The sequence below is a fragment of the Cupriavidus taiwanensis LMG 19424 genome (genome assembly GCF_000069785.1).
Lineage (GTDB): Bacteria > Pseudomonadota > Gammaproteobacteria > Burkholderiales > Burkholderiaceae > Cupriavidus > Cupriavidus taiwanensis.
Genome location: NC_010530.1, coordinates 688260 through 713559 on the forward strand (window position 1 = coordinate 688260; position 25300 = coordinate 713559).

The following is a 25300-nucleotide window of genomic DNA, read 5'->3' on the forward strand; positions in this document are numbered from 1 at the left end:
AATGTGTAAGAGGAGGCTGTAGCACTGCTTAATGCGGCATGATGGAAGCGCCACGCAGCAACGCTATTCGTCGCTGCCGAGCGGCGGCGCGATATGCTCCAGCGGGCGGCGTTCGGCATCGATGCCAAAGCGCAGCGCCAGCAGCCCGGCGATGATCACCAGCGCCGCGCCGAAGCCGTAGCCCGCCGCCACCGCTTCGCGGCTGCCGCTCTCGATCAACGCGCCCAGCAGCAGCGGCGCGACGAAGCCGCCGGTGCCGGTGCCCACGGCGTAGAAGACCGAGATCGCCAGCGCGCGCATTTCCAGCGGAAATACCTCGCTTGCCGTGAGGTAGGCGGAACTGGCCGCGGCGGAGGCGAGAAAGAACACGGCGGACCAGCACAGCGCCTGCGTGCGCGCGTCGAGCCAGCCCTGCACGAAGGCCCAGCCCGTCAGGGCAAGGCCGATGCCGGACAGCACATAGGTGGCGGCGATCATGCGCCGGCGACCGACGTGGTCGAACAGCGGGCCGAGCAACAGCGGGCCGAGCGCGTTGCCGAGTGCGAACGGAAAGATGTACAGCGCCACGCGCGCTTCCGGCACGCCGTAAAAGCGCGACAGCACCAGCGCATAGGTAAAGAAGATCGCGTTGTAGAAGAAGGCCTGCGCCACCATCAGCGCCAGCGTGATCACGCTGCGCTGGCGAAAGCGCCGCAGCAGCAGGCGCATGACCTCGCCCACGCCGGGTGCGGCGCGGCGGCGCATTGCCACCGCCGCGCAATCGGGCGATACCGGCGGCAGCGGCCCATGGGTGGCACGTATTTCGGTTTCGATCGCGGCGATGATGCGCTCGGCCTCGTCCAGCCGGCCATGCGTGGCAAGCCAGCGCGGACTCTCCGGCACATGCCGCCGCACCAGCACGATCGCTATCGCCAGCACCGCGCCGAGCGCGAAGCAGGCGCGCCAGCCCCACACCGGGCCGAATACGCGCGCATCCAGCAGCACCAGGCTGAGCCCGGCACCGAGTGCCGCGCCCAGCCAGAAGCTGCCGTTGATGGCAAGATTGACACGCCCCCTTACGCGTGCCGGGATTAGTTCGTCGATGGCCGAATTGATGGCGGCATACTCGCCGCCGATGCCCAGGCCGGTGCAGAAGCGGCAGGCGGCAAAGACGGCGAAGTCGGGCGCGAACGCTGTCGCCAGCGTGGCCACCATGTACACGGCGAGCGTGGCGAGGAACAGGCGCTTGCGCCCCATCCGGTCCGCCATGCGACCGAACACCAGCGCCCCCAGCACGGCGCCCGCGATGTAGAGCGAGCCCGACCAACCCACCTCGGTCGCGCTCAGCCCCAGCGTATCGGGCCGCTCCAGCACCGCCCCGACCGAACCGACCAGCGTGACCTCCAGGCCATCGAGCACCCACGCCACGCCCAGCGCGATCGCCACACGCCAGTGCCAGCGCGACCACGGCAGGCGGTCAAGCCGCCCGGGAATGTCGGTGCGGAAGGTGGTGTCCGGAGGCGGGCTGGCGAGGGCGGTATCGGTTGGCATTGCCAACCAGTATAGGAAACGGGGGCCGCGGCACGGCCGCGGCGCTCAGCGGTACAGCACGGTCGGCAGCCAGAGGCCGATTCCGGGGAAGACGTAGAGCAGCACCAGTGCAATCAGCTGGATGCCCATGAACGGCAGCATGCCGAGGAAAATCTGGTTCAGCGTGACATGGGGCGGCGCCACGCCCTTCAGGTAGAACGCGGCCATCGCCACCGGCGGCGACAGGAAGGCGGTCTGCAGGTTCAGCGCCACCAGCAGCCCGAAGAACAGCGGATCGATGCCGAAGTTGTCCAGCAGCGGGATAAAGATCGGCATGAAGATGATGATGATCTCGGTCCATTCCAGCGGCCAGCCCAGCAGGAAGATGATGATCTGCGCCAGGATCATGAACTGCACCGGCGACAGGTCCAACGACAGCACCCATTGCTCGACCAGCGCCTGCCCGCCCAGCAGCGCGAACGCGGCCGAGAAGATCGACGAGCCCACGAACAGCCAGCACACCATGGCGCTGGTCTTGGCGGTCAGCAGCACCGATTCCTTGAGCACGCCAAAGGTCAGCTGGCGGTAGGCGGCGGCCAGCAGCGCGCCGCCGAGCGAGCCGACCGCGGCGGCCTCGGTGGGCGTGGCCAGCCCGAACACGATCGACCCCAGCACCGCCAGGATCAGCAGCGCCAGCGGGAAGAACGACGTCAGCAGCATCTTGAAGATTTCCACCCGCGCAAAGCTGAAGCGCCAGTAGAAGTACACCAGCACCAGCCCCACCACCGCCAGCGTGATCCAGAACCAGCGCGGTGCCGACACGGTGGCGGCGGCAGGCGTGGCTGCGGGGCTGGCATCCGCCGCGCCGGCGGCAGGCGTGGCGGGCGCGGACGGTGCGGCAGGCGTGGCCGGTGCCGCGGCGGCCGGCGCTGCGGCTTCCTCCGACGGCGGCGCAGCCAGGTCGTCGACCGCCGTGCTGCTTTCCTCGGCGCCGCCCAGCGACAGCGGCGATTCGGCGGTGACGCTCGCGGCCGGCGCCGTGACCGCGCTGTAGATCGTGCCCATCACCAGCGCCGTCACCAGCGCCGGCAGCAGGACGATGCCCAACTGGCGCGCGAACACGGCGCTAGGCACCTCGGCATTGCGCGGGCCCTTGAGCGCGCGCATCAGGCCTGCGCCCAGCGCCGGCAGGGCATGGGTGGCACCGCGTGCCTCCAGCGCGCGCGCCACCGGCGGCAGCGGCACCACGCGTTCGGAAGCTGGCAGCGGCGGCGCCAGTGCGGGCTTGACCTTGGCCAGCAGCACGATGTAGACGATATAGAGTCCGGTCAGCATCAGGCCGGGGAAGAAAGCCCCGGCATAGAGCTGCACCACCGACACGCCCGCGGTGGCGCCGTAGACGATCAGCAGCACCGAAGGCGGGATCAGGATGCCCAGGCAGCCGCCCGCGGTCACCGCGCCGGCGGACATCGAAGTGCTGTAGCCCGCGCGCAGCATCGCCGGGAAGGCCAGCAGGCCCATCAGCGTGACCACCGCGCCGACGATGCCGGTGGCGGTGGCGAAGATCGCGCAGGTCACCAGCGTGGCCACCGCGAGCGAGCCCGGAATCCACGCCAGCGCCAGGTGCAGGCTGCGGAACAGCTTCTCGATCAGGTTCGAGCGCTCGACCAGGTAGCCCATGAACACGAACAGCGGGATCGAGATCAGGACATCGTTGGTCATGACCGCATAGGCCCGCTGCACCATCAGGTCCAGCGTCTGCTGCACCGCGATCTCGGGATTGGCGTGGCGGTAAGCCAGCCAGGAAAACAGCACGCCCATGCCCATCAGCGTGAAGGCGGTGGGAAAGCCCAGCATGATCGCCACCACGATCAGCGCGAGCATCAGCAGGCCCAGGTGCCCGTTGGTCCAGTCCGCCGGGGCCGGCATGAACCAGGCCACGGCGCCAACGATCAGCACCATCAGCGACACGCCAAACCACAGTTCCTTCCTCATCGGCCGGCTCCCGGCGGGTTGTCGCGCGGCGGCGCAGCGTCGGCCAGTTCGGCCGTGGGCGTGCCTTGCACCATCTCCTTGAGCTTGTCGACATCGACTTCCTCGACATCGCCTTCGCGCAGCGGCCAGCTGCCACTGCGCAGGCACAGGACGCAGCGGATGGTTTCGGCCACGCCCTGCAGCAGCAGCAACGCGCCGGCCACCGGGATGACCGCCTTGAACGGATAGATCGGCGGGCCGTCGGCGGCAATGGAAGAGTGTTCGTTCTGCGCCAGCGAGACCTCGAAAAAGTCGATGCCGGCCCAGGCCAGCGCGATCACGCCGGGGAAGAAGAACGCCAGGTACAGCACCAGGTCGATGCCGGCCTGCATCCGCGGCGACAGGAAGCCGTAGAGGATGTCGCCGCGCACGTGGCCGCGCTTGGCCAGCGTGTAGGCCCCCGCCAGCATGAAGAGCGCGCCGTACAGCATGTTGCTGGCATCGAACACCCAGGCGTGCGGCGTCCCCAGCGCATAGCGCGAGAACACTTCATAGCTGATCATCAGCGTGAGCGCGATGATCAGCCACGAGGCGGCCTGGCCGACGAAGGTACTCAGCCAGTCGATGCCCAGCAGCAGGCGTTGCACGGCGCGCGTCCCGGGGCTCAGCCGCGCTTGGAGAAGTAATGGCTGGTGGCCAGCCGGTAGTCGACGTTGGTGTCGTTCTGCCAGCGCGTGGAACGCTGCGCGAAGGCCTTCATCGAATCATTGACCTTCTTGAACATGGGGTTCTCTTTCTCCTTGCGCGCCACGATCTCGTCCCAGATCTTCAGTTGCGCCTGCAGTACCGAATTCGGCGTGGCATAGAACTTCACGCCCTGCTGCTGCAGTGCCTGGTAGTCCTTGGAATAGCGGTCGATGGCCTTCATCGACATGTCGGCCGAGGCCGCTTCCACCGCATTGGCGATCAGCGCCTTGAGCTTGGCCGGCAACGCGTCGTAGCGCTTCTTGTTGAACAGGATCTCGAACTGTTCCGAGCACTGGTGGAAGCTGCGCAGCATGCAGACCTTGGACACGTCCTGGAAGCCCAGCGCGCGGTCGGAGCTGGCGTTGTTGAATTCCGCCGCATCGAGCAGGCCGCGGTCCATCGCCGGCACGATCTCGGCGCCCGGCAGCGCGTTCACCGCGGCGCCCAGGCCGGTGAAGATATCGATCGACAGGCCGACGGTGCGGAACTTCAGGCCCTTGAAATCTTCCGGCTTGGTAATGGGCTTCTTGAACCAGCCCAGCGGCTGGGTCGGCATCGGGCCGTACAGGAACGACACCACGTCCAGGTTCAGGCTGCGGTAGATTTCCTGCTGCAGTTCCTTGCCGCCGCCGTACTTGTGCCAGGCCAGCAGCATGTTCGGGTCCATGCCCCAGGCCGGGCCGGAGCCCCACAGCGCCAGCGCCGAGTTCTTGCCGTACCAGTACGCGATCACGCCATGGCCGCCGTCGAGCGTGCCCTTGCTGACCGCGTCGATCAGGTCGAAGGCCTTGACCACCGCGCCCGCGGGCAACAGCTCGATCTTGAGGTCGCCGCCCGACATGTCGTTCACCTTGGTGACGAAGTCGCCGGCGAACTCGTGGAAAATGTCCTTGGTCGGCCAGGTGCTCTGCCAGCGCATCGTGACCGGCCCCTGCGCCTTGACGATGGCCGGAAAGCCCAAGGCGGCCGTTCCCGCGGCAGCGCCGGCGGCGCCGCCCAGGAAGCCGCGCCGGGATACGACGCTGTCCCGGCCGCTGTTCCCCCCATCTGATTTCCTCGCCCTGGATGCCATGACCGTCTCCCTCTGATGAGTGTGGGACTACCCGCGAGCGTGCCGGCCATGCGGACCGAAGCCACTCGCCACTGACGCGAACACCGGAAAAGTCGGGAAAAGCTGGAGCATGCGAGGCCAGCGGACGCGCGGCAGGGCCGCGCAGGGGCGCGGATGCCGGGCAGGTGGCCCGTGATTCCCTTCATGGTAGGAAAGGCACAGGCAACCACAATCTAGGGATTACCCGCGCGGTGTGGGCCGGCGCACTTTGGGCAGGCGGGTGCTGCGTCTTGCGCCGGCTCAGGCGCGCGCGATGCCGACCGTGAAGCTGGCCTCGAGCAGCCCCGCCGTCTCGGCTGCCGGGCGCACGTCCATCAGGTTGGGGCGCGGACCCGCGATGGGATCCTGCGCGGTGGGGCGCGATGGCACGCCGTGCGCGCGGTAGGCCGGATGGCCGACAAGGACCTCGCGGTTGAGCGCGTCGCTGAAGTAAAGCTGGCTGGTCAGCGCTTCGGCGCGCCCCAGCAGCACCTTGAAGTGGATATGAATGGCGCGCGACGGGTACCAGCCTGGATAGATCGAGGTGAAGGCGGCGACGCCGTCGCTGTCCGCCGGCTGGACCCCGCGCAGGAAACGCGCCTGCCGGTCGCCGCGGCCTTCGCCGCTGTACTGGCCTTGCGCATCGCAGTGCCAGATGCTGACCAGGGCACCCGTCACCGGCGCGCAACCGCGCCCGGCGTCGACGACCCGGATGCGCACGCGCAAAGGCTGCCCGGGCCGGCCGTCCCGGATATCGGCGCGCACCAGGGCGTCGTCCAGGTAGAACGGGCCTTCGGTGGCGGCCGGCGTCAGCAGGCAGGCGGCGGGCGTTGCTGCCGCGGCCGTGCCCGGTGCGATGCCGGCGGCTGCCAGCAGGCCGAGGTCGCGCAGGAAGCGGCGGCGTGCCGCGTCGGGATCAGCCAGAGCGCCGGCGCCAGGCGCCGGGCCCTTGGTCATGGTGGCCTCCGTGGTGTTGCGGGTGGGCCGGCAGGCGCCTGCCGCGGCGGCCCGGGCCGCGGCCTCAGCGTCCCATCGCCTTGAGCATGGAATAGCCGTGGCTGGTGATGCGCGGCGCCTGGCGGCAGCCGTGCAGGACTTCCAGGTGAACGAATTGCTTGTCGACCAGGGCTTTCAGGTCGGTGGGATCGATCTGGCGGGAATCGGTGGAATCCAGGGAATCGGGGCCATCGCTCAGCAAGAGCAGCGTGGCAAGTTCATGCGGGCTCAGCACGTTCGTCTCCTTGGCTAGAGGGGGGCGTTTGCTGGGAGTCTGCGCGGCGACATCGCGCCGGCGGGAAAGGGGTAACACGATTGCGCAGGCGGCACGGCATGGCACTGTTCGGCACATGCGCTGCGCATGTTGCACTGCAATGCCGCAGCGCAGCCGCCTTCTCGCGCAATCCACTGGTTTGACGGGAGGCTCCGTGCGCGGTTCCGTGCTACGGCAGGCCGTTACATGTGATCCAACGTCGCACCGGCGTCATCCCCATATTAGCCGGCCCTGGTGACAACGGGATGGCCATGCCGGCATCGTGGAGAAGGAGCGGCAGCCATCCGCTCCCTGTCATGCCCCGCTCTTACTGACGCTGGCGCGCGCGCCAAGCTTCGTACAGGTCGACGCCCGCGTCGCGGGCCGGGACGTAGGCCAGCTTCATCTCGCGCTGGTCCAGCGGACGGGCCAGCTCGACGTAACCGCGCTCGGCGGACAGGTCATAAGGGGCGCCATCCTCGTTGGAATACGCGTAGAAGACCGCCTCCACCCCCGCCAGGTACATCGCGGTCAGGCACATCGGGCAGGGATAGCCGCTGGCGTACACGGTGCAGCCGCTCAGGTCGGGCTTGCCCAGCGCGCGGCTGGCGGCGCGCACCGCCTGCATCTCGGCATGCGCGCTGGGGTCGCAGGTGGCATCCACCTCGTTGACCGCGCGGGCCAGCACCGTGCCGTCCTTGACCACCACGGCGCCAAAGGGCCAGGTATTGCGCTCGCGCACGTTCTCCATGGCGAGGCGGATGGAATCCAGCAGATAGGCTTCGGTTGTCGACACGCGTTGTCTCCGTTCAGGCCTGGCCCGTGCAGGCGGACGTGATGCGGGCCTCGGGACTATAGGCCAGCGAGCGCGACGTTGGTGGCGCCGGTTGTTATAGAGCGTATTTGGTCATGGCCGGCTATTGCCGCAGGCACTGGCGGGCATTCGAAACCATCACTTCGCGGGCCGGACGCCGCGTGCCAGAATGCGGAGGATGTATCCCTACACCGCACTCCACATGCTGCCGGCGCGCCTGTTCCGTTCCCTTTCCTGTCTCCTGCTCATTGCCATGCTGACATCCGCCCCCGCCGCCGCGAGCGCAACGCCCGAGCAACAACTGCGCGAAGCCGCGGCACGCGGCGACGCCGCGCAGGTCAGCGCGCTGCTGGCACAGGGCGCCAGCATCGACGCGCGCGACGCGCAGGGACGCACGGCGCTGCTGCTGGCTACGCACCACAACCACGTGCAGGCGGCGCGGGTGCTGATCGATGCCGGCGCGGACGTGAACGCGCAGGACGCGATCCACGACAGTCCCTACCTGTATGCGGGTGCGCGCGGCCTCAACGAGATCCTGCGCCTGACGCTGGCGCACGGCGCCGACCTGCGCAGCACCAACCGCTACGGCGGCACCGCGCTGATCCCCGCCGCCGAGCGGGGGCATGTCGAGACCGTGCGCATGCTGATCGCCGCCGGCGTGGCGGTGGACCATGTGAACCGGCTCAAGTGGACGGCCTTGCTCGAGGCCATCATCCTGGGCAACGGCGGTCCGGCCCATACCGAGATCGTGCGCCTGCTGGTCAAGGCCGGGGCCGACGTGAACCTCGCTGACGGCGACGGGGTCTCGCCGCTGCAGCATGCGCGCCAGCGCGGCTATACGCAGATCGAGCGCATTCTCCGCGACGCTGGCGCGCGCTGACGCGGCGGCGCTCGGGGCCTTCCGCCATGGGTCGCGAGCGGTTCGCAAGGGGCCGTCGTGACCGTGCCTCATATATACTGTCAGTGTGCATACAAAATGGTGAAGGCGATGGCTTCGAGAGCAAAGCGCAGTGCAGCGAGTGAAAGCGGCAGCCCGGCAACGGCGGAGCCGCAAGCGGATCCGGCCAAGGAGCTGCTCTGGGCGCGTCCCGGGTTCCTGGTGCGGCGGCTTCACCAGATCCACGTAGCGATGTTCTTCGAGGAGTGCAAGTCGCCCAATGTCACGCCGGTCCAGTACGCCATCCTGACCGTGTTGTCGGTGCTGCCCGGACTGGACCAGACCTCTCTGGGGCAGGAAGTGGGCCTTGACCGCACCACGACCATGGACGTGGTGCGCCGGCTGGAAGAGCGCGGCCTGGTCGAGCGGCGCGAAAACCCCGCGGACCGGCGCACGCGCCACGTTCACCTGACGCGCGAAGGCAAGAGTGTGGTCACGTCGCTGCGTGCCGACATGGCGCGCGCGCAGGAACGCATGCTGGCGCCGCTGAAGCCGGCGCAGCGAGAAGTGTTCATGGAATTGCTGGCGACACTGGTGGAAGCCAACAACCAGTACAGCCGCACCGTGTTGCGGAGCATGTAAGCAACAACGGCGGGCGCAAGGCCCGCCGCTTTTTCATTGCGAAGTGGCTCAGACCGGATAAACCAGGTCGTTCGCAATGATGGTGGTGTCGTACACCACCTGCCGCTCGCGCAGCAGCAGCCGGCCCCCCTGGCGACGGAAGCGGTCGTGATAGGTCCCGGCCAGATGAATCGTGGTGGGGCCTTCGACCAGCGTCTGCAACAGCATGAAGTTGGCCTGCGCCACGATATCCCCGTCCGCGGTTTCATCGCTCACGCGGGTGTTGGTCACCAGATGCAGGTGGTAGCGTGGCGCGAACATCTGCGTGTTGGCGATGGCGGCGGCGCGGTCGCGCATCATGCCGATGCCTTCGGCATACACCAGCCCGACGGGCAGGCCGCGTTCGGCGTTCTCGCGCGCGGTGATGCGGTAGAGCGCGTCGTCGGTGAAGAAGCGCGGCCAGTGCTCGACCATGCCGGCGTCCAGCGCCGCGCAGTAGTCGGCGTGGAAGGCTTCGATCTCCAGCCGCAGTTCAAGCGCGCGCGCCGTGCCAAGCGTGCGCTCGCGATAGAGGGAGTAGTTCATCGGTTTCATGGTTTCGGGATTCCCGTCTGGTGTGCTCAGAACCCCATCACGCCGCGGTAGTACTGGTACATCGCGCGGATGGCGGATTCGGAAATCAGGGAGCTGGACGTGCCGACCTGCTGAGCGTCCAGCTTGAGCACGTTGAGGTCGCTGCTGGAGCGGCGCACGCCTTCCTGCACGAACTTCATCGCCTCGTTGTCTTCCAGCCCGAGGAAGCCGGCGGGGCCCATCAGGTTGCCCTGGCGCAGCCGGTGCTGCGTCATTTCCTCGGAATCGTCCTCGTAGCCGAACATGGTCCACAGCATCAGCATGCTGTCGGGGCCATTGGGAACGATCTGGCGCACGCCCAGCGTGTTCATCTCGCGCTGGACGATCAGGTTCGGCCAGATCGTCTGCATCGTCACCGACCACGGCGAGTCGAACTCGCGCACGTACTCCAGGAAGCGTTCGTCCTCCAGCCGCATGCCTTCGTGGTAGGAACGCATCTCCGACGCGAACAAGCGTGGCGTGCTGAAGGGGGCGGGACAGGACTCGCTCAGCAATTCCAAGGCCGCGGGCGACATTGCCTACCAGCTCAGAGCCTTGTCGGCCGGCGAGACCGAAGTCGCGGTCGACCTGCAGTATTCGCTGCAGGGGCCGCTGGCCCAGTTCTCGCGCTCGGGGCTGGTCCGCGACTTCGTGCGGCGGATGATCGCCGACTTCGGCAAATCGGTGGCGCGCAAAATGGACCCGACGCTGAGCGAGGCCGAACGCAATCAGGTCGCGCGGCTGAATCCGGTGGCGATGTTCTTCGGCGTGCTGTGGGAGCGCGTGCGGCGCCTGTTCGGCGCGCGCTGAACCACGCTGGCCGGGGAGCGGGGAAGCGGGGGAGCGCGCGGCCTTCTTGCCCGCCTTACCCCGGATGCACTACAACCAGTAGTGCGGTGGCCGTGGTCTTGCCACCATTGGAGATCGCATGTGCGACATCGGCCGCATAGCGCGCGGTCTCGCCGTGCCGCAGTTTCTTCTCATCGGCGCCCGCGCGCACCGTCATCGATCCGCTCAGCACCGACAGGTGTTCCTGGGTGCCGGCCTCGTGCGGCTCGGAGGCCAGCACGCCGCCGGCCTGGATCGTCAGCTCATACCACTCGAAGCGCCCGGCCAGATCGATCGGGCCCAGGATGCGCAGGTCGCAGCGCGTGTCCGGGCTTTTCAGCGAGGGGACGGCGTGTGGCTGGACCACGGTGATGCCGCCGCCGGGACGCTCCACGACGCCGCCGGCGAGGAAGTCGGTCAGGCTCACGCCGAGCGCATTGGCCAGCCGCCAGAGCACCGCCACGGTCGGATTGGCCAGGTTGCGTTCGATCTGCGACAGCATCGACTTGGACACCCCCGCGCGGCGCGACAGTTCGTCGAGCGAGAGCCGTTGCTGCTGGCGCAGCGCCTGCAGCGCCATGCCGACGGCGGGCGGCCCGTCGGCCTGCGGGGTCTGGACCAGGGCTTGCGTCATGGAATGATGTTCGTTATATTGCGCAAATCGTTCGATATACAGAACGCGTTCGATTTATCGATCGGATCGTAGCATATCCGCCAGCACACCAATCGACCGGTCCACTACCCAGACCCAGGAGCCAAGCCATGCCGAATGCCCAGGCGTTCTATGCGTCCATCCGCGACGAGCTGCAATCCATCCGCGACGCCGGGCTGTACAAGAACGAGCGCGTGATCGCCACCCCGCAGGGCGCGCGCGTGCGCACCAGCGACGGCCGCGAGGTCATCAACCTGTGCGCCAACAACTACCTGGGCCTGTCGTCGCACCCGCGCGTGATCGAGGCCGCGCACGAAGCGCTGCGCACGCATGGCTTCGGCCTCAGCTCGGTGCGTTTCATCTGCGGCACCCAGGACCTGCACAAGACGCTCGAGGCGAGGCTGTCGAGCTTCCTCGGCACCGAGGACACCATCCTCTATGGCTCGGCATTCGACGCCAACGGCGGCCTGTTCGAAACGCTATTGGGAGCCGAAGACGCGGTCATCAGCGATGCGCTCAACCACGCCTCGATCATCGACGGCATCCGGCTGTCCAAGGCGCGGCGCTACCGCTACCAGCACAACGACATGGAAGACCTGCGCGCGCAGCTGGAACAGGCCCGTGCCGACGGGGCGCGCTACACGCTGGTGTTCTCCGATGGCGTGTTCTCCATGGACGGCACGGTGGCGCGCCTGGACGCCATGCGCGCGCTGTGCGACGAGTATGGCGCGCTGCTGGGCATCGATGAATGCCATGCCACCGGCTTCATGGGTCCGCGCGGCCGCGGTACGCACGAGGCGCGCGGCGTGTTCGGCAAGGTCGACATCATCACCGGCACGCTGGGCAAGGCGCTGGGCGGCGCGTCGGGCGGCTTCACCAGTGCGCGCAAGGAAGTGGTGGCGCTGCTGCGCCAGCGCTCGCGGCCGTATCTGTTCTCGAACACGGTGGCGCCGGCCATCGTGGGCGCGTCGATCGCGGTGCTCGATATTTTGGAAGCCAGCACCGAGCTGCGCGACCGGCTCGAACGCAACACGACGTTCTTCCGCGCCGGGCTGGACCGGCTCGGCTTCGACGTCAAGGCGGGCGACCACCCGATCATCCCGATCATGGTCTACGACGCCGACAAGGCGCAGCAGCTGGCGCAGCGGCTGCTGGAGCTGGGCGTGTACGTGGTGGGCTTCTTCTATCCGGTGGTGCCCAAGGGGCAGGCGCGCATCCGCGTGCAGATGAGCGCGCTGCATGACGAGGCCACGCTGCAGGCGGCGCTGGACGCCTTCGGCCAGGCCGGCCGCGAACTGGGGCTGATCTGATGGAAGCGGGCAAACCGAAGATCCTGATCGTCGGCGCCAACGGCCAGATCGGGTCCGAGCTGGCACTGGCGCTGGCCGAGCGCTACGGGCGCAGCAACGTGATCACCTCCGACGTGGTGCCCACCGGCCGTCACGTGCATCTGACCCACGAAATGCTCAACGCCACCGACCGCGGCGAACTGGCCACGGTGGTGGAGCGCCATGGCATCACCCAGGTCTACCTGCTGGCAGCGGCGCTGTCCGCCACCGGCGAAAAGGCCCCGCAGTGGGCGTGGAACCTCAACATGACGAGCCTGCTCAACGTGCTGGAGCTGGCGCGGCAGACCGGGCTGGAGCGGGTGTTCTGGCCCAGCTCCATCGCCGCCTTCGGCCCGACCACGCCGGCCGGGCACACGCCGCAGCAGACCGTGATGGAGCCGACCACGGTCTACGGCATCTCCAAGCAGGCGGGCGAGGGCTGGTGCCGCTGGTACCACGCCAACCATGGCGTCGACGTGCGCAGCGTGCGCTATCCCGGCCTGATTTCGCACAAGACTCCGCCCGGCGGCGGCACCACCGACTATGCCGTCGACATCTTCCATGCGGCGGTGAAGGGCCAGCCCTACACGTGCTTCCTGCGCGAGGACGAGGCGCTGCCGATGATGTATATGCCCGATGCCATCCGCGCCACCATCGCGCTGATGGAAGCGCCGGCGGCGCAGTTACGCGAGCGCGGCAGCTACAACATCGCGGGCATGAGCTTTACGCCGGCGCAGATCGCCGCGGCTATCCGCGAACAGGTGCCGGATTTCCGCATCCGCTACGAACCGGATTATCGCCAGGCGATCGCGCAGGGCTGGCCGGATTCGATCGACGATTCAGTCGCGCGCGCGGACTGGGGCTGGCGGGCGCAGTACGGGCTGCGCGAGATGGTGGCCGACATGCTGGCCAACCTGCGCGCGACGCTGCCGGCCTGAGCGGCTACTGCGTAGCGGTGCCTTCGACCTTGCCGTCGATGGCGATGCGCACGCCGGCGCTACCCACTGCCACCGGCCCGGCACGGCCGACCAGGTCGCCCGCCTTCGGCAAGGCGCTGCCGCTGGCGGAAATCCGCGCCTCCAGCATCACCTGCTGTTGTCCAGAGAGCCGATGGTCGGGGCGCATCGCCATGGCATCGTCCAGCGTGAACGACAGCGGCAGGTCGCGTGCCTGGCGCCGCAGCACGGCCAGCGGCATGCGCGGGCCGTTCACCGGCAACGCATAGACGAACAGCGTATCGCCTGCTTGCGGCGCGCGCCCGGCCTGATCGCTCAGCGTCACCATGCCGGTGATGCTCGCCGGCGCCGAATCAGGCGTGCCGCGCGCGGCCGCGAGATTGGCGGCGATGCGCGCCGCGGTCTGCGAGTCCGGCGGCAGCAGCCGGTACAGGTGTTCCCAGTAGCCGATCGCCGCCTGCGCGTCGCCGCGCTCCGTCGCCGCGCCGGCAGCGAGCGCGAGGCCCTTGGGGTCGTCGGGATCGAGCGCCAGTGCCTGGCGCACTTGCGCCATCGGTGCGCCGTCCAGCACGCCGCCGTTTACCGTGGCCAGCACGTCGGCGTAATCGGAGCGCAGCGCGGCCACCTCCGGCGCCAGCTCGACCGCGCGCGCGTAAGCGGCCGCGGCATCGGCATGGCGCTCCAGCACGGTGTACGAACGCGCCAGCATGGCCCAGCCCTGCGCGTCGCCTGGCGTCTCGCGCAAACGCTGCGCCAGCTGGTTCACCATGCCCTCGACCTGCGCGCCGCTCAGCTGGTGCTCGCTGCCGCTGGCCGCGGGCAGGTCGTCGGCGCGCCAAAGTGCGACCGGGTTGCCCAGATGCAGGTAGAGCAGGATGGCGGCGCTGGGCAACGCCGCCAGCAGCACTGCTGCGAGCAGCGGCGAGGGTCCCGCGCGGGCCGGCGTGGTGGTGCTGCCGGTGGCCTCGTCCAGCAGACGCCGGCCTAGCTCATCGCGGGCTGCGGCATGGCGTGCCGCACTCAGGGTGCCGGCGTGCAGGTCGCGCTCCAGTTCACGCAACTGGTCGTGGTAGACGTCGATCAGCAGCGCGCGTTCGGGCTTGGCGGGGGCAGACGGCGCAGGGCGGCGCAACAGCGGCCACAGCAGGCACGCGGTGGCGGCGGCGATCAGCGCGGCGGCAAGCAGCCAGAAGGTGGTCATGGCGGGCGGCGTTCCGTGGCCGAAGCGTCCAGCAGTTCCGCCAGCTGGCGCTGCGCTGCGGCGTCCAGCGGCGCGTCGGAGTGGGCGCCGGACGCGGGCTTGCGGGACCGTGCGCGCGCGATGGCGGCCACGGTCGCGGCAAGTAGCAGCAACGGCCCGAACCACAGCAGCCACGTCAGCGGCCGCAGCGGCGGCTGGTACAGCACGAAGTCGCCGTAGCGCTGTACCAGGTAGTCCTTGATGGCGGCGTCGCTGGCGCCGTCACGCAGTTGCGCGCGGATCTGGCGGCGCAGGTCTACCGCCAGCTCGGCGTTGGAGTCGGCCAGGGTCTGGTTCTGGCACACCAGGCAGCGCAGTTCGCTGGACAAGGCATGCACGCGCGCATCGAGCTGGGCTTCGGTCAGCGCCGCGGCCTGCAGCGCCACTCCGCAGAGCGCCGCGCCGAGCCCGGCGCGGAGGGCGCGGAGCATGTCCCTGTGGCTACGCATGGCCGCCACCCTGCCGCTGCAGCTGCTCGATCAGCGGAATCAGCTTGCGCTCCAGCACCTCGCGCGTGACGGGGCCGACCTGGCGGTAGCGCACCACGCCATGCTGGTCGATGACAAAGGTCTCGGGCACGCCATAGACACCGTAGTCGATGCCCACGCGTCCGTCGGCATCGACCAGCGATGCGGTGTAGGGGTTGCCGAGCCGCCGCAGCCAGTCGCGCGCGGCGACGGCTTCGTCCTTGTAGTTCAGGCCGTACAGCGGCACCGGCGCACGCGCGGCAAAGTCCACCAGCAGCGGATGTTCGGTACGGCAGGCCGCGCACCACGAGGCCCACACGTTCAGCAGCCAGACCTTGCCGCGCAGGTCGGCACTGTCCAGGGTGCGGCCTTCGGGCGCCAGCAGCGGCAGGCGGAACGCCGGCGCGGACCTGCCCACCAGCGGCGACGGCAGTTCGCGCGGATCGTGGCGCAAGCCCGCGGCCAGCGCCACGGCGAGGGCGAGGAAGGCGGCTAGCGGCAGCAGGAAGCGCGTCATGCCGGGGTCTCCTCGCGGGCCGAGGTCAGTGCCGGCATCGCGGGCGCATCAGTTGCGACCGGCGCATCGACCGCGTCGGCGGCGCGGCGCCGCAGCCGGTAGCGCTTGTCGCAGGCCGCCAGCAGTCCGCCCAGCGCCATCAGCGCGCAGCCGCCCCAGATCCAGCCGACAAAGGGCTTGACGTGGATGCGCACGGCCCACGCGCTGCCGTCGGCGTCGTTGCCGACGTGCTCGCCCAGCGCCACGTAGAGGTCGCGCGTGACGCCGCTGTCGATGGCCGCTTCGGTGGTGGGCATGTCCTGGCTGCGGTAGATGCGGCGCTCGGGATGGAGCACCGCCACGCGCCGGCCGTCGAGCGAGGCCGCCAGCGTGCCGCGCAAAGCGTCGTAATTGGGGCCGCCGGCCTGGGTCACGCCGGCAAAGCGGAAGTCATAACCGCCTACGCTGACCGTGTCGCCGGCGCGCATCGGCAGTTCGCGCAGGCTCTCCTGGCCCGACACCAGTGTTACGCCGGCAACGAAGACGCCAACGCCGGCGTGCGCGAGCAGCATGCCCCAGTAGCCCGGCGTGAACTGGCGCAGCGCCGCCAGGCGGCGGCCCTGCTGGTGCTGCAGCCGCGCCGCCATGCTGGCCACCGCGCTCAGCAGGCACCAGGCCGCCAGCAGCAGCCCCAGCCCGCTCAGCGCCGAAGCGTTGCGCAGCGCCAGCAGCAGCCCCGCGCCGAGCGCCGCGCTGGCCACCGCGGCCCAGCGCAGCCGGCGCGCCATGCCGGGCAGGTCGCCATGGCGCCAGCGCGCCAGCGGCGCAGCGCCCATCAGCAGCACCGCGGGCGCCATCAAGGGCACGAACACCTGCTCGAAATAGGCGGGACCGACCGAGATCTTGCCGAGGCCAAGCACATCGACCAGCAGCGGGTAGAGCGTACCCAGCAGCACCGTGGCGGCGGCCACCGCCAGCAGCACGTTGTTGGCCAGCAGCATCGACTCGCGCGACACCGCCGCAAACGCCACGTGGCGCGCGAGCGCCGGCGCGCGCCAGGCATACAGCGCCAGCGCCAGCCCGGTCACCAGCCCCAGCAGCGCCAGGATGAAGATGCCGCGCTTGGGATCCACGGCGAAGGCGTGGACCGAGGTCAGCACGCCGGAGCGGACCAGGAAGGTGCCGAGCAGGCTCAGCGAGAAGGTAAAGATCGCCAGCAGCACGGTCCACGCGCGAAATGCGCCGCGCTTCTCGGTGACCGCCAGCGAGTGCATCAGCGCGGTGCCGGCCAGCCAGGGCATGAACGAGGCGTTCTCGACCGGGTCCCAGAACCACCAGCCGCCCCAGCCCAGCTCGTAGTAGGCCCAGGCGCTGCCCAGCATGATGCCCAGCGTCAGGAAGGCCCACGCCACCGTAGTCCATGGCCGCGACCAGCGCGCCCAGGCCGCGTCGACGCGGCCGGCCAGCAGCGCTGCCACGGCAAAGGCAAAGGTCACCGAGAAGCCGACGTAGCCCATGTACAGCAGCGGCGGGTGGAACACCATGCCGGGGTCCTGCAGCAGCGGGTTGAGGTCGCGGCCCTCCATCGCCGGCGGCAGCAGCCGCACGAAGGGGTTCGAGGCAAACAGCAGGAACGCCAGGAAGCCGGCGCTGACCGCGCCCATCACCGCCAGCACGCGGGCCACCGCGGCCAGCGGCAGCTGCCGGCTGCACACCGACACCGCCAGCGACCACAGCGCCAGCATCAGCGTCCACAGCAGCATCGAGCCCTCGTGCCCGCCCCACACCGCGGCGATGCGGTAGGCCAGCGGCAGCGCGCTGTTGGCGTTGGCGGCGACGTAGCGGACGCTGAAGTCGTTGCAGACGAAGGACCACGTCAGCGCGGCGAAGGACAGCGCCACCAGCAGGCATTGCACGCGCGCGGCAGGGCGTGCCAGCGCCATCCAGGCCAGCCGGCCGCGTGCCGCGCCGGCCAGTGGCACCACCGCCTGCACCAGCGCCACCAGCAGGGCGACGATCAGGGTGAAGTGGCCCAGTTCGGCGATCACCGGCGCAGCTCCTGTGCGGCCATCGCCCCGGCCATGCCAGGGTTGGCCTGGCCGGCCTGCTTCAGCGCAGCGGCGGCCTCGGGCGGCATGTAGTTTTCGTCGTGCTTGGCCAGCACCTCGGTGGCGACGAAGGTGCCGTCCGCGCGCAACTGGCCGCGCGCCACCACGCCCTTGCCTTCGCGGAACAGGTCGGGCAGCAGGCCGCGATACTGCACCGGCACCTGGCGCGCGGTGTCGGTCACGACAAAGCGCACCGTCATGCCGTCGCCCTCGCGCCGGATCGAGCCCGACGCGACCAGCCCGCCCAGGCGGAAGCTGCGTGCCACTGGCGCCTCTTGCGCGGCGACCTGGCTCGGGCTGAAGAAGAACACCAGGTTGGCGCGGAAGGCATTGAGCACCAGCGCCGCCGCGACGCCGCAGCAGGCCAGGGCCGCGGCCAGCAGCCCGAGGCGACGCTGGCGCGGCGTCATCGGTCGGCTTCCCGGACGGTTTCCGGGTCAGCAAGCGGGCGCGTGGCCCGGCTGCGGTGCGCCAGCAGCACCAGTTCCAGCGCCAGCAGCAGCGCGCTCACGCCGAAGGCGCCGGCGATGAAGACGCCGTGGCGCCCGTCGGTCAGCAGCGAAGGCAGCAGCGCAGCCAGGTTCACGCGCCGTCTCCGTGGGTCATGGCCGGGCCGTGCGGCACCTCGCCGCGTTCGCGCAGGATGCAGCGCACGCGCACCAGCGCCACCGCTACCGTGTACATCCAGCACGCCAGCGTCATCAGCAGCATCCCCGCCAGCATGGTGGCGGCCATCGACGGCGCCGCGGTCAGGCTGACCGAGGCGCCCTGGTGCAGCGTGTTCCACCACTGCACCGAGAAATAGATCACCGGGATGTTGACCACGCCCACCAGCGCCAGCACCGCACAGGCACGCTCGGCGCGGCGCGGTTCGTCGATGGCGGCTTCCAGCGCGATAAAGCCCAGGTACAGGAACAGCAGGATCAGCTCGGAGGTCAGCCGCGCATCCCAGACCCACCACGTGCCCCAGGTGGGCTGGCCCCACAGCGCGCCGGTCCACAGCGCCAGCACGGTGAAGAGCGCGCCGGTCGGCGCCAGCGCCGATGCCATCATCGACGACAGCCGCGTGCGCAGCACCAGCGCCAGCGCGCAGTAGCCGGCCATGACCAGGTAAATGAACATCGACATCCATGCCGCCGGCACGTGGATGAAGATGATGCGGTAGACCTCGCCCTGCTGCGCGTCGGTGGGCGCGACGACGAAGCCGGTCCACAGGCCCGCCACCGCCAGCAGCGCCGCCGCGGCGAAAAACCATGGGGCCATGCGTCCGGCCAGCGGATAGAACCGTACCGGCGCGGCGTACGCCAGCCAGTGGCGGCGGGCGCGGGCGTGTGACGGGACAGGGTGGGGCACCGATGGCAGCGGCTGGCTCATGCCGGTGTCTCCATGGCAATGCGCAGCCCGGCGGCGGCGGCCAGCGGGCACAGGAACAGCGACAGCGCCAGGCATGCGCCCAGCAGCGAGAACTGCGCGGTCACGTCCGCCCCGGCATCGGCCGCGGCCGCGGCGCCGGCGCCGAACACCAGCACCGGCACGCACAACGGCAACACCAGGATGCACAGCAGCACCGCGCCGCCGCGCACGCCCAGCGTCAGCGCCGCGCCTACCGCGCCGATCAGGCTCAGCGCCGGGGTGCCGACCAGCAGCGATGCCGCCAGCAGCAGCGCGGCGCCGGACGGCAGCCCGTATTGCTGCGCCAGCAGCGGCGTGAGCACCAGCAGCGGCAGCCCGCTGGCGAGCCAGTGCGCGGCGATCTTGGCCAGCACCAGCAGCGCCAGCGGATGCGGCGACAGCAGCAGCTGGTCCAGGCTGCCGTCGGCATGCTCCTGCGCGAACAGCCGCGACAGCGACAGCATCGAGGCCAGCAGCGCCGTCACCCACAGAATGCCCGGCGCCAGCGCGCGCAACTGCTGCGGCTCGGGCCCGATCGCCAGCGGGAACAGGCTGGCGGCCATGACAAAGAACACCACGCCGCCGAGCAGGCTGCCGCGCCGGCGCCACGACAGCGAGACATCGTGCGCGACGATGGCGGCGAGCGTGCGCAGCATGCCGGTCATGCCCATCATGCCGGCCGGTCCAGGCGCAGCACCGCGCCGCCGCCGGGCAGCAACTGGTGCGTGGCGATCACGGCCATGCCGCCCGCGGCCAGGTGCGCGTCCAGCTGGCGCTGGAAGCGCGCGCAACTCTCGGCATCGAGCGCGGTGACCGGCTCGTCCAGCAGCCACAGGGTGCGCGGCGCCAGCGCCAGCCGCGCCAGCGCGACGCGCCGCCGCTGGCCTTGCGACAGCGTGCGCACCGGCACCTGCGCGACGCGCTCCAGCCCTTGCGCGGCGAGCGCGCGCGCGACGCTGTCGGCGCGCTGGCTGGCATCGGCATGGCGGCCGGCAAGGCGGGCGGCAAAGCGCAGGTTCTCGGCCGGGGTCAGGTCGACGTCAATGCCGTTGGCGTGGCCCAGGTAGGCCAGCGCCTGCTGGAAATCCGGATCGGCGGCGTGCAGCGGACGGCCGTGCCAGTGCAGCGTGCCGGCATCCGCGCTGGCCAGGCCGCACAGCACGCGCAGCAGCGTGGTCTTGCCGCTGCCGTTGGCACCCAGCACCTGCAGCAGTTCGCCCGGCGCCAGGCCGAGGTCGATGCCATGCAATACCTTGCGGCCGGCACGCGACACCGCCAGGCCGCTGGCGCTGAGCACGGGCGCGGCGGCACGCATCATTTCGCCTCGGCCTTCGACATGTCCGGAAGATGGTGGGCGATGCCCTTGTGGCAGTCGATGCAGGTCTTCTCCTTGTTGGCCAGGTAGGTCGAATGCATGGCCTGCGCGCGCGGGCTCTGCCGGGTGAAGTCCATCGACTGGTAATCGTGGCAGTTGCGGCATTCCAGCGAATCGTTGGCCTTGAAGCGGTCCCACTCGTGCTGCGCCAGCGTCAGCCGGTGCGCCTGGAATTTCTCGCGCGTGTCGACGGTGCCGAAGATCTTGGCCCAGACTTCCTTGGACGCCTGCATCTTGCGCGCCATCTTGTCGGTCCAGTTGTGCGGCACATGGCAGTCCGAGCATTTGGCGCGCACGCCGCTGCGGTTGGTGAAGTGGATGGTGCCCTGCAGCTCCTGGTAGACGTTGTCGCGCATCTCGTGGCAGCCGGTGCAGAACTGCTCGGTGTTGGTCAGTTCCAGCGCGGTGTTGAACGCGCCCCAGAACACCACGCCGGCGATAAAGCCGCCCAGTGTCAGGAAGCCCAGGCTGAAATAGGCGCTGGGCCGGTTGATGGTCCGCCAGTAGCGCTTGAGCAGGTCGAGCATGGCGCGCATCCACAATGAGGTTGAGGTCGGGGCCGGGCGCTGCGAACTGGTCGCTCCCTTATTTGGCCGCTCCCTTGGTGTCGGCCGCTCCTTTGGCGCCGGGCTTGCGCTTGAGCATCTGCTCGACATCGATGAAGCTATTGCCCACCAGCGGCTTGGCGTCCGCCTGCGGCACGTGGCACTGCGTGCAGAAATAGCGGCGCGGCGACACCTCGGCCAGCACGTTGTTGTCGCGGTCCATGTAATGCGTGATGCTGACCGGGATTGCCTGGGTCTCTTCGGTGCGGGTGCGTGCGTGGCAGAACATGCAGCGGTTGAAGTCCTTGTCGAGCTGGTAGCCGTCGATCTTGTGCGGGATCGTCGGCGGCTGCATGGTGTAGTTGCGGTTGCGGCGGATGTCCTTGTTCTCGGTCGGATACATGATCGGGGCCTTGCTCTCGTTGCCGATGGGCGTGTTGCCGCGCATGGCATCGACCAGGCCTTGCTGCTGTTGCTGAGCACGCGCCGGCAGCGGCAATGCCGCCAGCACCGCCAGCAGCAGCGTGAACAAGGCCAGCAGTGGCAGCCAGGATCGACTCGGTTTCATGGCGTCTCCTGTTGTATCGGCCGCGCTAGACCTTGACGATCTTGACCGCGCACTTCTTGAAGTCGGTCTGCAGCGAGATCGGGCAGGTCGCGTCCAGCGTGACCTTGTTGATCAGCTGGCTGGCGTCGAACCACGGCACGAACACCAGCCCGCGCGGCGGCGCATCGCGTCCGCGGGTCTCCAGGCGCGAGCGCATGCTCCCGCGCCGCGACACCACTTCCACTTCCACGCCGCGGCGCAGGCCCATGGCTTTGGCGTCCTCGGGGTGCATGAACACCACCGCGTTGGGGAAGGCACGGTACAGCTCGGGCACGCGGCGCGTCATCGAGCCGGAATGCCAGTGCTCCAGCACGCGGCCCGTGACCAGCCAGTACGGGTACTCCTTGTCGGGCGATTCGGCGGGCGGCTCGTAGGGCAGCGCGAAAATCACCGCCTTGCCGTCGGGGTTGCCATAGAACTGGTAGCCGGTGCCGGCCTTCACGTAGGGATCGCTGCCTTCGCGGTAGCGCCAGCGGGTTTCCTTGCCGTTGACCACCGGCCAGCGCAGGCCGCGCGCCTCATGGTAGGCGTCGAACGGCGCCAGGTCGTGGCCATGGCCGCGGCCAAAGGTGGCGTATTCCTCGAACAGCCCCTTCTGCACGTAGAAGCCGAAGGCCTTGGCCTCGGCGTTGTGGTACTCGGCGTTGACTTCCTTGAGCGGGAACTTGTCGACCTGCCCGTTGCGGTAGAGCACGTCGAACAGGGTCTTGCCGCGGTACTCCGGCTTCTTCGCGATCAGGTCGGCGGGCCAGACATCCTCGACCTTGAAGCGCTTGGAAAACTCCATCAGCTGCCACAGGTCGGAGCGCGCCTCGCCCGGCGCATCGACCAGCTGGTGCCAGAACTGCGTGCGGCGCTCGGCATTGCCGTAGGCGCCTTCCTTCTCGACCCACATCGCGCTCGGCAGGATCAGGTCCGCCGCCAGCGCGGTGACGGTGGGATAGGCGTCAGACACGACGATGAAGTTGGCGGGATTGCGGTAGCCCGGCAAGCCCTCTTCCATCAGGTTGGCCGCCGCCTGCATGTTGTTGTTGACCTGCACCCAGTACGCATTGAGCTTGCCGTCCTTGAGCATGCGGTTCTGCAGCACGGCGTGATAGCCCGGCTTGTCGGGAATGGTGCCCGGTGGCAGCTTCCAGATGCGCTCGGCTTCTTCGCGGTGCTTGGGATTGGTCACCACCATGTCCGCCGGCAGCCGGTGCGAGAACGTGCCCACCTCGCGCGCGGTGCCGCACGCCGAGGGCTGCCCGGTCAGCGAGAACGGGCTGTTGCCCGGCGTGGCGATCTTGCCGGTCAGCAGGTGCAGGTTGTAGACCATGTTGTTGGCCCAGCTGCCGCGCGTATGCTGGTTGAAGCCCATGGTCCACAGCGACATCACCTTGATGTTCGTGTCGGCGTAGAGCTCGGCCAGCTGGTCGAGCTTGTCCTTGGGCACGCCCGACAGCTTGCTGACGGTATCGGCGTCGTACTTGGCCACGAAACGCGCGAAGTCGTCGAACGTGATCGGGCGCGAGGCGCCGGGATCGGCGGCGTTCTTGGCCGCCTTCTGCAGCGGATGGTCGGGACGCAACCCATAGCCGATGTTGGTCACGCCTTCCTTGAACACCGTGTGCTTGTTGACGAAGTCCTTGTTGACCTTGTTGTTCTTGATGATGTAGTGGGCGATGTAGTTCATCATCGCCAGGTCGGTCTGCGGCTTGAAGATGACCGGGATGTCGGCCAGGTCGAAGGAGCGATGCGTGAAGGTCGACAGCACCGCCACGCGGGTCTTGGGATGGCTCAGGCGCCGGTCGGTGATGCGGGTCCACAGGATCGGATGCATCTCGGCCATGTTCGAGCCCCACAGCACGAAGGCATCGGCAGCTTCGAAATCGTCATAGCAGCCCATGGGCTCGTCCATGCCGAAGGTGCGCATGAAGCCCTGCACCGCGGACGCCATGCAGTGGCGTGCATTGGGATCGATATTGTTGGAGCGGAAGCCGGCCTTGTACAGCTTGGACGCGGCATAGCCTTCCCACACGGTCCACTGGCCCGAGCCGAACATGCCCACCGCGGTCGGGCCTTTCTCTTTCAGTACGCGCTTGAACTGGCGCTCCATCTCGTCGAAGGCGCGCTCCCAGGTGACCGGCGCGAATTCGCCGTTCTTGTCGTACTGGCCGTTCTTCATGCGCAGCAGCGGCTTGGTCAGCCGGTCCTGGCCGTACATGATCTTCGACAGGAAATAGCCCTTGACGCAGTTCAGCCCCTTGTTGACCTCGGCCTGCGGGTCGCCGTTCGTGGCAACCACCTTGTTGTCCCTGACCGCCACCGTGACCCCGCAGCCGGTGCCGCAGAAGCGGCACGGCGCCTTGGACCATTTCAGCTTTGTCACCTCGCTGTCCGTGACAAAGTTGGCGGCTCCGGCCGGCAGCGTGACGCCGGCCACCGACGCCGTTGCGGCGACGGCGGTCTGCTTGATGAAATCGCGGCGGGAGAGGGTCATATGCCTGCCTCCTCGTTCATTGCGGGGTTCACGGCCTCGTGCATGGCCTCGGCGTCTTCGTTGTGCTGGTAGACCAGAGCGGCCGACAGCACGCCGTCGAGCTGATGCAGCAAGGTCAGGTGCGCGGCGATGGCGCGCGAGGTGGGCGCTTCGATGGTGACGACCAGCTTGCCGCTGTCGCTGGCGGCATGGACCTCGGCGCCGGCCATCGCATCGATGGCCGCGCGCACCTGCGGCAGGCTGTCGGGAAGGGCATGGACCACGACGCCGGCAATATGCCACTCTGCGCTCGCCGGCAGCGGCTGGATGGGGATGGCACGTCTTGCAGCGGGCATGCGCAAGCTCCGGTTCGATGCCGTTTCAGTCTGTGCTGCAGCTTGTTTTTATCAATCCAATGCACCGGTGGCGGAGGGCCCCGCGGCACCGGCCTGCGCGGGCCCGCCTAGTGGGACGGTGGTCCGCTGATCAACTGGGTCATCCAGACAATGAACCCATAGCCCGCGACGATGATGACGGACAGCACCGGCACCATGACCGCGGTCAGGAAAAGGAAACTGCGCAGTTCTTCTTGCTTGCGTTGCGGATCGTGGGCTTCACCGGTATCCATCTCGTTGACGTCCTCGGCAAAAAAGGATCGGGCGCGGCGCGATGCGTTACACCATTAAAGGAAGCGCAAGCCAAGGTGTCAAGACGGCACTTGCCGGTGCCGGCGCACGCCGGCGCCAGATGCGGCATGGGCCGCAACGACCGCTGTGCGGTGACCCGATTGCGGTAGTGCGGGCCCGGCGCGGTGCTGGCCCGGATATGTCATCTAGTGATAGGTCACCACGACCAGGTAGGCGGGCGCCGCCGCGCGGCGGGCGGTGCGAACGGGTTCCACGTTCAGTCTCGCCGTGCCGATGCGCCTGGGCGCTGCCTGCCGCTGCGGGGTGACGGCGAATGGGGCCGAGAGAATCTGCCCGGATGGCTGCCGGCAGCTGGCCTGCACCATGCCGGCGGATGGCCGCAGGGCGCATGAGGGGTTCGTGATGGCCCCCAGGAAAGTAATCTTGCCGGATTGCGCCGCGGCGCTGCCGATCCAGGCGCTCACCAGCAGCGTGGCTGCGGCCAGCCGGCCGGCCATGGTGGTGGCCTTCCTGCTCCGTTCAAGCGACATGTCTGACCTCACGATTGTTGGTGCGGCGCCGGGGCGGGCCGCCTTTGTCATCGCGTTCCGTGCAGGCCCACCGATGCGCGTGTGGGCTGCATTCAGCATAGTCTCGGGGTCAGAGCATTGTCAGCATTTAAGACAGTTTGGTGAAGTTGCGGCGGATTCCCGGCGTTGGTGCATG

Annotated in this window: 28 protein-coding genes and 2 pseudogenes; 5 read left to right on the top strand and 25 right to left on the bottom strand. The window is 68.8% G+C overall.

Annotation, left to right across the window (positions count from 1 at the left end; genetic code table 11):
- Nucleotides 1-63: 63 nt before the first annotated feature.
- The 7 genes from RALTA_RS18765 to RALTA_RS18795 all read right to left on the bottom strand — a co-directional run bounded on the left by RALTA_RS18765 (nucleotide 64) and on the right by RALTA_RS18795 (nucleotide 7365).
- Nucleotides 64-1530 (bottom strand): MFS transporter, encoded by a 1467-nt coding sequence (locus tag RALTA_RS18765; RefSeq protein ID WP_012355469.1) that lies wholly within the window; start codon nucleotides 1528-1530, stop codon nucleotides 64-66.
- Between the two features lie 45 nt (nucleotides 1531-1575).
- Complete coding sequence (locus RALTA_RS18770) at nucleotides 1576-3504, bottom strand: TRAP transporter large permease (protein WP_012355470.1); 1929 nt, start codon at nucleotides 3502-3504, stop codon at nucleotides 1576-1578.
- Nucleotides 3501-4130 carry a TRAP transporter small permease subunit gene (locus RALTA_RS18775; protein ID WP_012355471.1) on the bottom strand — a complete coding sequence of 210 codons (630 nt, stop codon included), beginning with the start codon at nucleotides 4128-4130 and terminating at the stop codon, nucleotides 3501-3503. Before RALTA_RS18775 ends, RALTA_RS18770 begins: the two co-directional genes overlap by 4 nt.
- A gap of 17 nt (nucleotides 4131-4147) precedes the next feature.
- Nucleotides 4148-5302 (bottom strand): TRAP transporter substrate-binding protein, encoded by a 1155-nt coding sequence (locus RALTA_RS18780; RefSeq protein ID WP_012355472.1) that lies wholly within the window; start codon nucleotides 5300-5302, stop codon nucleotides 4148-4150.
- A gap of 279 nt (nucleotides 5303-5581) precedes the next feature.
- Complete coding sequence (locus tag RALTA_RS18785; protein WP_012355473.1) at nucleotides 5582-6277, bottom strand: intradiol ring-cleavage dioxygenase; 696 nt, start codon at nucleotides 6275-6277, stop codon at nucleotides 5582-5584.
- 64 nt (nucleotides 6278-6341) lie between these two features.
- Nucleotides 6342-6551 carry a hypothetical protein gene (locus RALTA_RS18790; protein ID WP_012355474.1) on the bottom strand — a complete coding sequence of 70 codons (210 nt, stop codon included), beginning with the start codon at nucleotides 6549-6551 and terminating at the stop codon, nucleotides 6342-6344.
- Between the two features lie 346 nt (nucleotides 6552-6897).
- Nucleotides 6898-7365 carry a nucleoside deaminase gene (locus RALTA_RS18795; protein ID WP_012355475.1) on the bottom strand — a complete coding sequence of 156 codons (468 nt, stop codon included), beginning with the start codon at nucleotides 7363-7365 and terminating at the stop codon, nucleotides 6898-6900.
- Nucleotides 7366-7585: 220 nt separating this feature from the next.
- Between RALTA_RS18795 and RALTA_RS18800 the strand changes: the two genes are divergently transcribed.
- Both RALTA_RS18800 and RALTA_RS18805 read left to right on the top strand, forming a co-directional pair.
- Nucleotides 7586-8263: an ankyrin repeat domain-containing protein gene (locus tag RALTA_RS18800; RefSeq protein WP_041232705.1), complete on the top strand. Its 678-nt coding sequence runs from the start codon at nucleotides 7586-7588 to the stop codon at nucleotides 8261-8263.
- Nucleotides 8264-8371: 108 nt separating this feature from the next.
- On the top strand, nucleotides 8372-8902 hold the full coding sequence (locus RALTA_RS18805) for a MarR family winged helix-turn-helix transcriptional regulator (RefSeq protein ID WP_012355477.1): 531 nt from the start codon (nucleotides 8372-8374) through the stop codon (nucleotides 8900-8902).
- Nucleotides 8903-8950: 48 nt separating this feature from the next.
- Here RALTA_RS18805 and RALTA_RS18810 read toward each other — a convergent pair whose 3' ends face one another.
- Complete coding sequence (locus RALTA_RS18810; protein ID WP_012355478.1) at nucleotides 8951-9466, bottom strand: aromatic-ring-hydroxylating dioxygenase subunit beta; 516 nt, start codon at nucleotides 9464-9466, stop codon at nucleotides 8951-8953.
- Nucleotides 9467-9501: 35 nt separating this feature from the next.
- Nucleotides 9502-9954: pseudogene (locus tag RALTA_RS18815) on the bottom strand (SRPBCC family protein); the annotation flags it as partial.
- Nucleotide 9955: 1 nt separating this feature from the next.
- Here RALTA_RS18815 and RALTA_RS18820 point away from each other — a divergent pair.
- Nucleotides 9956-10303, top strand: a pseudogene (locus RALTA_RS18820) (carbon monoxide dehydrogenase); the annotation flags it as partial.
- A gap of 55 nt (nucleotides 10304-10358) precedes the next feature.
- Here RALTA_RS18820 and RALTA_RS18825 read toward each other — a convergent pair.
- Nucleotides 10359-10955 carry a helix-turn-helix domain-containing protein gene (locus tag RALTA_RS18825; RefSeq protein WP_012355479.1) on the bottom strand — a complete coding sequence of 199 codons (597 nt, stop codon included), beginning with the start codon at nucleotides 10953-10955 and terminating at the stop codon, nucleotides 10359-10361.
- A gap of 128 nt (nucleotides 10956-11083) precedes the next feature.
- Here RALTA_RS18825 and kbl point away from each other — a divergent pair, with 128 nt between their 5' ends.
- Nucleotides 11084-12283, top strand: a complete 1200-nt coding sequence (gene kbl / locus RALTA_RS18830; protein WP_012355480.1) for a glycine C-acetyltransferase — start codon at nucleotides 11084-11086, stop codon at nucleotides 12281-12283.
- Nucleotides 12283-13239: an NAD-dependent epimerase/dehydratase family protein gene (locus tag RALTA_RS18835; RefSeq protein ID WP_012355481.1), complete on the top strand. Its 957-nt coding sequence runs from the start codon at nucleotides 12283-12285 to the stop codon at nucleotides 13237-13239. The genes kbl and RALTA_RS18835 overlap by 1 nt, the downstream gene beginning before the upstream one ends.
- Nucleotides 13240-13243: 4 nt before the next feature.
- Here the strand turns inward: RALTA_RS18835 and ccmI are convergent, their stop codons facing one another.
- From ccmI to RALTA_RS18910, 15 genes are all read right to left on the bottom strand, one after another.
- Nucleotides 13244-14458 (bottom strand): c-type cytochrome biogenesis protein CcmI, encoded by a 1215-nt coding sequence (ccmI, locus tag RALTA_RS18840; protein WP_012355482.1) that lies wholly within the window; start codon nucleotides 14456-14458, stop codon nucleotides 13244-13246.
- Nucleotides 14455-14928 carry a cytochrome c-type biogenesis protein gene (locus RALTA_RS18845; RefSeq protein ID WP_012355483.1) on the bottom strand — a complete coding sequence of 158 codons (474 nt, stop codon included), beginning with the start codon at nucleotides 14926-14928 and terminating at the stop codon, nucleotides 14455-14457. The genes ccmI and RALTA_RS18845 overlap by 4 nt, the downstream gene beginning before the upstream one ends.
- 10 nt (nucleotides 14929-14938) lie before the next feature.
- Nucleotides 14939-15481, bottom strand: a complete 543-nt coding sequence (locus tag RALTA_RS18850) for a DsbE family thiol:disulfide interchange protein (protein ID WP_012355484.1) — start codon at nucleotides 15479-15481, stop codon at nucleotides 14939-14941.
- A complete protein-coding gene (locus RALTA_RS18855) occupies nucleotides 15478-17508 on the bottom strand; it encodes a heme lyase CcmF/NrfE family subunit (protein WP_012355485.1) in 2031 nt (676 codons plus the stop codon). Before RALTA_RS18855 ends, RALTA_RS18850 begins: the two co-directional genes overlap by 4 nt.
- Complete coding sequence (gene ccmE / locus RALTA_RS18860) at nucleotides 17505-17978, bottom strand: cytochrome c maturation protein CcmE (RefSeq protein ID WP_012355486.1); 474 nt, start codon at nucleotides 17976-17978, stop codon at nucleotides 17505-17507. The genes RALTA_RS18855 and ccmE overlap by 4 nt, the downstream gene beginning before the upstream one ends.
- The gene (ccmD, locus tag RALTA_RS18865) at nucleotides 17975-18154 is read right to left on the bottom strand and encodes a heme exporter protein CcmD (protein ID WP_012355487.1); all 180 of its coding nucleotides are present in this window, start codon (nucleotides 18152-18154) and stop codon (nucleotides 17975-17977) included. Before ccmD ends, ccmE begins: the two co-directional genes overlap by 4 nt.
- A complete protein-coding gene (locus RALTA_RS18870) occupies nucleotides 18151-18942 on the bottom strand; it encodes a heme ABC transporter permease (protein ID WP_012355488.1) in 792 nt (263 codons plus the stop codon). Before RALTA_RS18870 ends, ccmD begins: the two co-directional genes overlap by 4 nt.
- Nucleotides 18939-19616 (bottom strand): heme exporter protein CcmB, encoded by a 678-nt coding sequence (gene ccmB, locus RALTA_RS18875; RefSeq protein WP_025581945.1) that lies wholly within the window; start codon nucleotides 19614-19616, stop codon nucleotides 18939-18941. The genes RALTA_RS18870 and ccmB overlap by 4 nt, the downstream gene beginning before the upstream one ends.
- Nucleotides 19617-19630: 14 nt before the next feature.
- A complete protein-coding gene (gene ccmA, locus RALTA_RS18880; RefSeq protein ID WP_012355490.1) occupies nucleotides 19631-20278 on the bottom strand; it encodes a cytochrome c biogenesis heme-transporting ATPase CcmA in 648 nt (215 codons plus the stop codon).
- A complete protein-coding gene (locus RALTA_RS18885) occupies nucleotides 20275-20862 on the bottom strand; it encodes a cytochrome c3 family protein (protein ID WP_012355491.1) in 588 nt (195 codons plus the stop codon). The genes ccmA and RALTA_RS18885 overlap by 4 nt, the downstream gene beginning before the upstream one ends.
- Nucleotides 20863-20920: 58 nt before the next feature.
- A complete protein-coding gene (locus RALTA_RS18890) occupies nucleotides 20921-21448 on the bottom strand; it encodes a nitrate reductase cytochrome c-type subunit (RefSeq protein WP_012355492.1) in 528 nt (175 codons plus the stop codon).
- Nucleotides 21449-21473: 25 nt separating this feature from the next.
- On the bottom strand, nucleotides 21474-23969 hold the full coding sequence (gene napA, locus RALTA_RS18895) for a periplasmic nitrate reductase subunit alpha (RefSeq protein ID WP_012355493.1): 2496 nt from the start codon (nucleotides 23967-23969) through the stop codon (nucleotides 21474-21476).
- Nucleotides 23966-24304 carry a chaperone NapD gene (locus RALTA_RS18900; RefSeq protein WP_012355494.1) on the bottom strand — a complete coding sequence of 113 codons (339 nt, stop codon included), beginning with the start codon at nucleotides 24302-24304 and terminating at the stop codon, nucleotides 23966-23968. The genes napA and RALTA_RS18900 overlap by 4 nt, the downstream gene beginning before the upstream one ends.
- A 107-nt stretch (nucleotides 24305-24411) precedes the next feature.
- Entirely contained in the window at nucleotides 24412-24576 is a 165-nt protein-coding gene (napE, locus tag RALTA_RS18905) for a periplasmic nitrate reductase, NapE protein (protein WP_012355495.1), read from the bottom strand.
- Nucleotides 24577-24780: 204 nt separating this feature from the next.
- Entirely contained in the window at nucleotides 24781-25125 is a 345-nt protein-coding gene (locus tag RALTA_RS18910; RefSeq protein ID WP_025581934.1) for a hypothetical protein, read from the bottom strand.
- Nucleotides 25126-25300 lie beyond the last annotated feature (175 nt).

What these genes read in the sequence shown, in the direction of transcription:
- RALTA_RS18765 (WP_012355469.1), bottom strand. Translation starts at nt 1,530, where the DNA reads ATGCCAACCGATACCGCCCTCGCCAGCCCGCCTCCGGACACCACCTTC.
- RALTA_RS18770 (WP_012355470.1), bottom strand. Translation starts at nt 3,504, where the DNA reads ATGAGGAAGGAACTGTGGTTTGGCGTGTCGCTGATGGTGCTGATCGTT.
- RALTA_RS18780 (WP_012355472.1), bottom strand. Translation starts at nt 5,302, where the DNA reads ATGGCATCCAGGGCGAGGAAATCAGATGGGGGGAACAGCGGCCGGGAC.
- RALTA_RS18785 (WP_012355473.1), bottom strand. Translation starts at nt 6,277, where the DNA reads ATGACCAAGGGCCCGGCGCCTGGCGCCGGCGCTCTGGCTGATCCCGAC.
- RALTA_RS18800 (WP_041232705.1), top strand. Translation starts at nt 7,586, where the DNA reads ATGCTGCCGGCGCGCCTGTTCCGTTCCCTTTCCTGTCTCCTGCTCATT.
- RALTA_RS18805 (WP_012355477.1), top strand. Translation starts at nt 8,372, where the DNA reads ATGGCTTCGAGAGCAAAGCGCAGTGCAGCGAGTGAAAGCGGCAGCCCG.
- RALTA_RS18810 (WP_012355478.1), bottom strand. Translation starts at nt 9,466, where the DNA reads ATGAACTACTCCCTCTATCGCGAGCGCACGCTTGGCACGGCGCGCGCG.
- RALTA_RS18825 (WP_012355479.1), bottom strand. Translation starts at nt 10,955, where the DNA reads ATGACGCAAGCCCTGGTCCAGACCCCGCAGGCCGACGGGCCGCCCGCC.
- kbl (WP_012355480.1), top strand. Translation starts at nt 11,084, where the DNA reads ATGCCGAATGCCCAGGCGTTCTATGCGTCCATCCGCGACGAGCTGCAA.
- RALTA_RS18835 (WP_012355481.1), top strand. Translation starts at nt 12,283, where the DNA reads ATGGAAGCGGGCAAACCGAAGATCCTGATCGTCGGCGCCAACGGCCAG.
- ccmI (WP_012355482.1), bottom strand. Translation starts at nt 14,458, where the DNA reads ATGACCACCTTCTGGCTGCTTGCCGCCGCGCTGATCGCCGCCGCCACC.
- RALTA_RS18845 (WP_012355483.1), bottom strand. Translation starts at nt 14,928, where the DNA reads ATGCTCCGCGCCCTCCGCGCCGGGCTCGGCGCGGCGCTCTGCGGAGTG.
- RALTA_RS18850 (WP_012355484.1), bottom strand. Translation starts at nt 15,481, where the DNA reads ATGACGCGCTTCCTGCTGCCGCTAGCCGCCTTCCTCGCCCTCGCCGTG.
- ccmE (WP_012355486.1), bottom strand. Translation starts at nt 17,978, where the DNA reads ATGACGCCGCGCCAGCGTCGCCTCGGGCTGCTGGCCGCGGCCCTGGCC.
- RALTA_RS18870 (WP_012355488.1), bottom strand. Translation starts at nt 18,942, where the DNA reads ATGAGCCAGCCGCTGCCATCGGTGCCCCACCCTGTCCCGTCACACGCC.
- ccmB (WP_025581945.1), bottom strand. Translation starts at nt 19,616, where the DNA reads ATGCTGCGCACGCTCGCCGCCATCGTCGCGCACGATGTCTCGCTGTCG.
- ccmA (WP_012355490.1), bottom strand. Translation starts at nt 20,278, where the DNA reads ATGATGCGTGCCGCCGCGCCCGTGCTCAGCGCCAGCGGCCTGGCGGTG.
- RALTA_RS18885 (WP_012355491.1), bottom strand. Translation starts at nt 20,862, where the DNA reads ATGCTCGACCTGCTCAAGCGCTACTGGCGGACCATCAACCGGCCCAGC.
- RALTA_RS18890 (WP_012355492.1), bottom strand. Translation starts at nt 21,448, where the DNA reads ATGAAACCGAGTCGATCCTGGCTGCCACTGCTGGCCTTGTTCACGCTG.
- napA (WP_012355493.1), bottom strand. Translation starts at nt 23,969, where the DNA reads ATGACCCTCTCCCGCCGCGATTTCATCAAGCAGACCGCCGTCGCCGCA.
- RALTA_RS18900 (WP_012355494.1), bottom strand. Translation starts at nt 24,304, where the DNA reads ATGCCCGCTGCAAGACGTGCCATCCCCATCCAGCCGCTGCCGGCGAGC.
- napE (WP_012355495.1), bottom strand. Translation starts at nt 24,576, where the DNA reads ATGGATACCGGTGAAGCCCACGATCCGCAACGCAAGCAAGAAGAACTG.
- RALTA_RS18910 (WP_025581934.1), bottom strand. Translation starts at nt 25,125, where the DNA reads ATGTCGCTTGAACGGAGCAGGAAGGCCACCACCATGGCCGGCCGGCTG.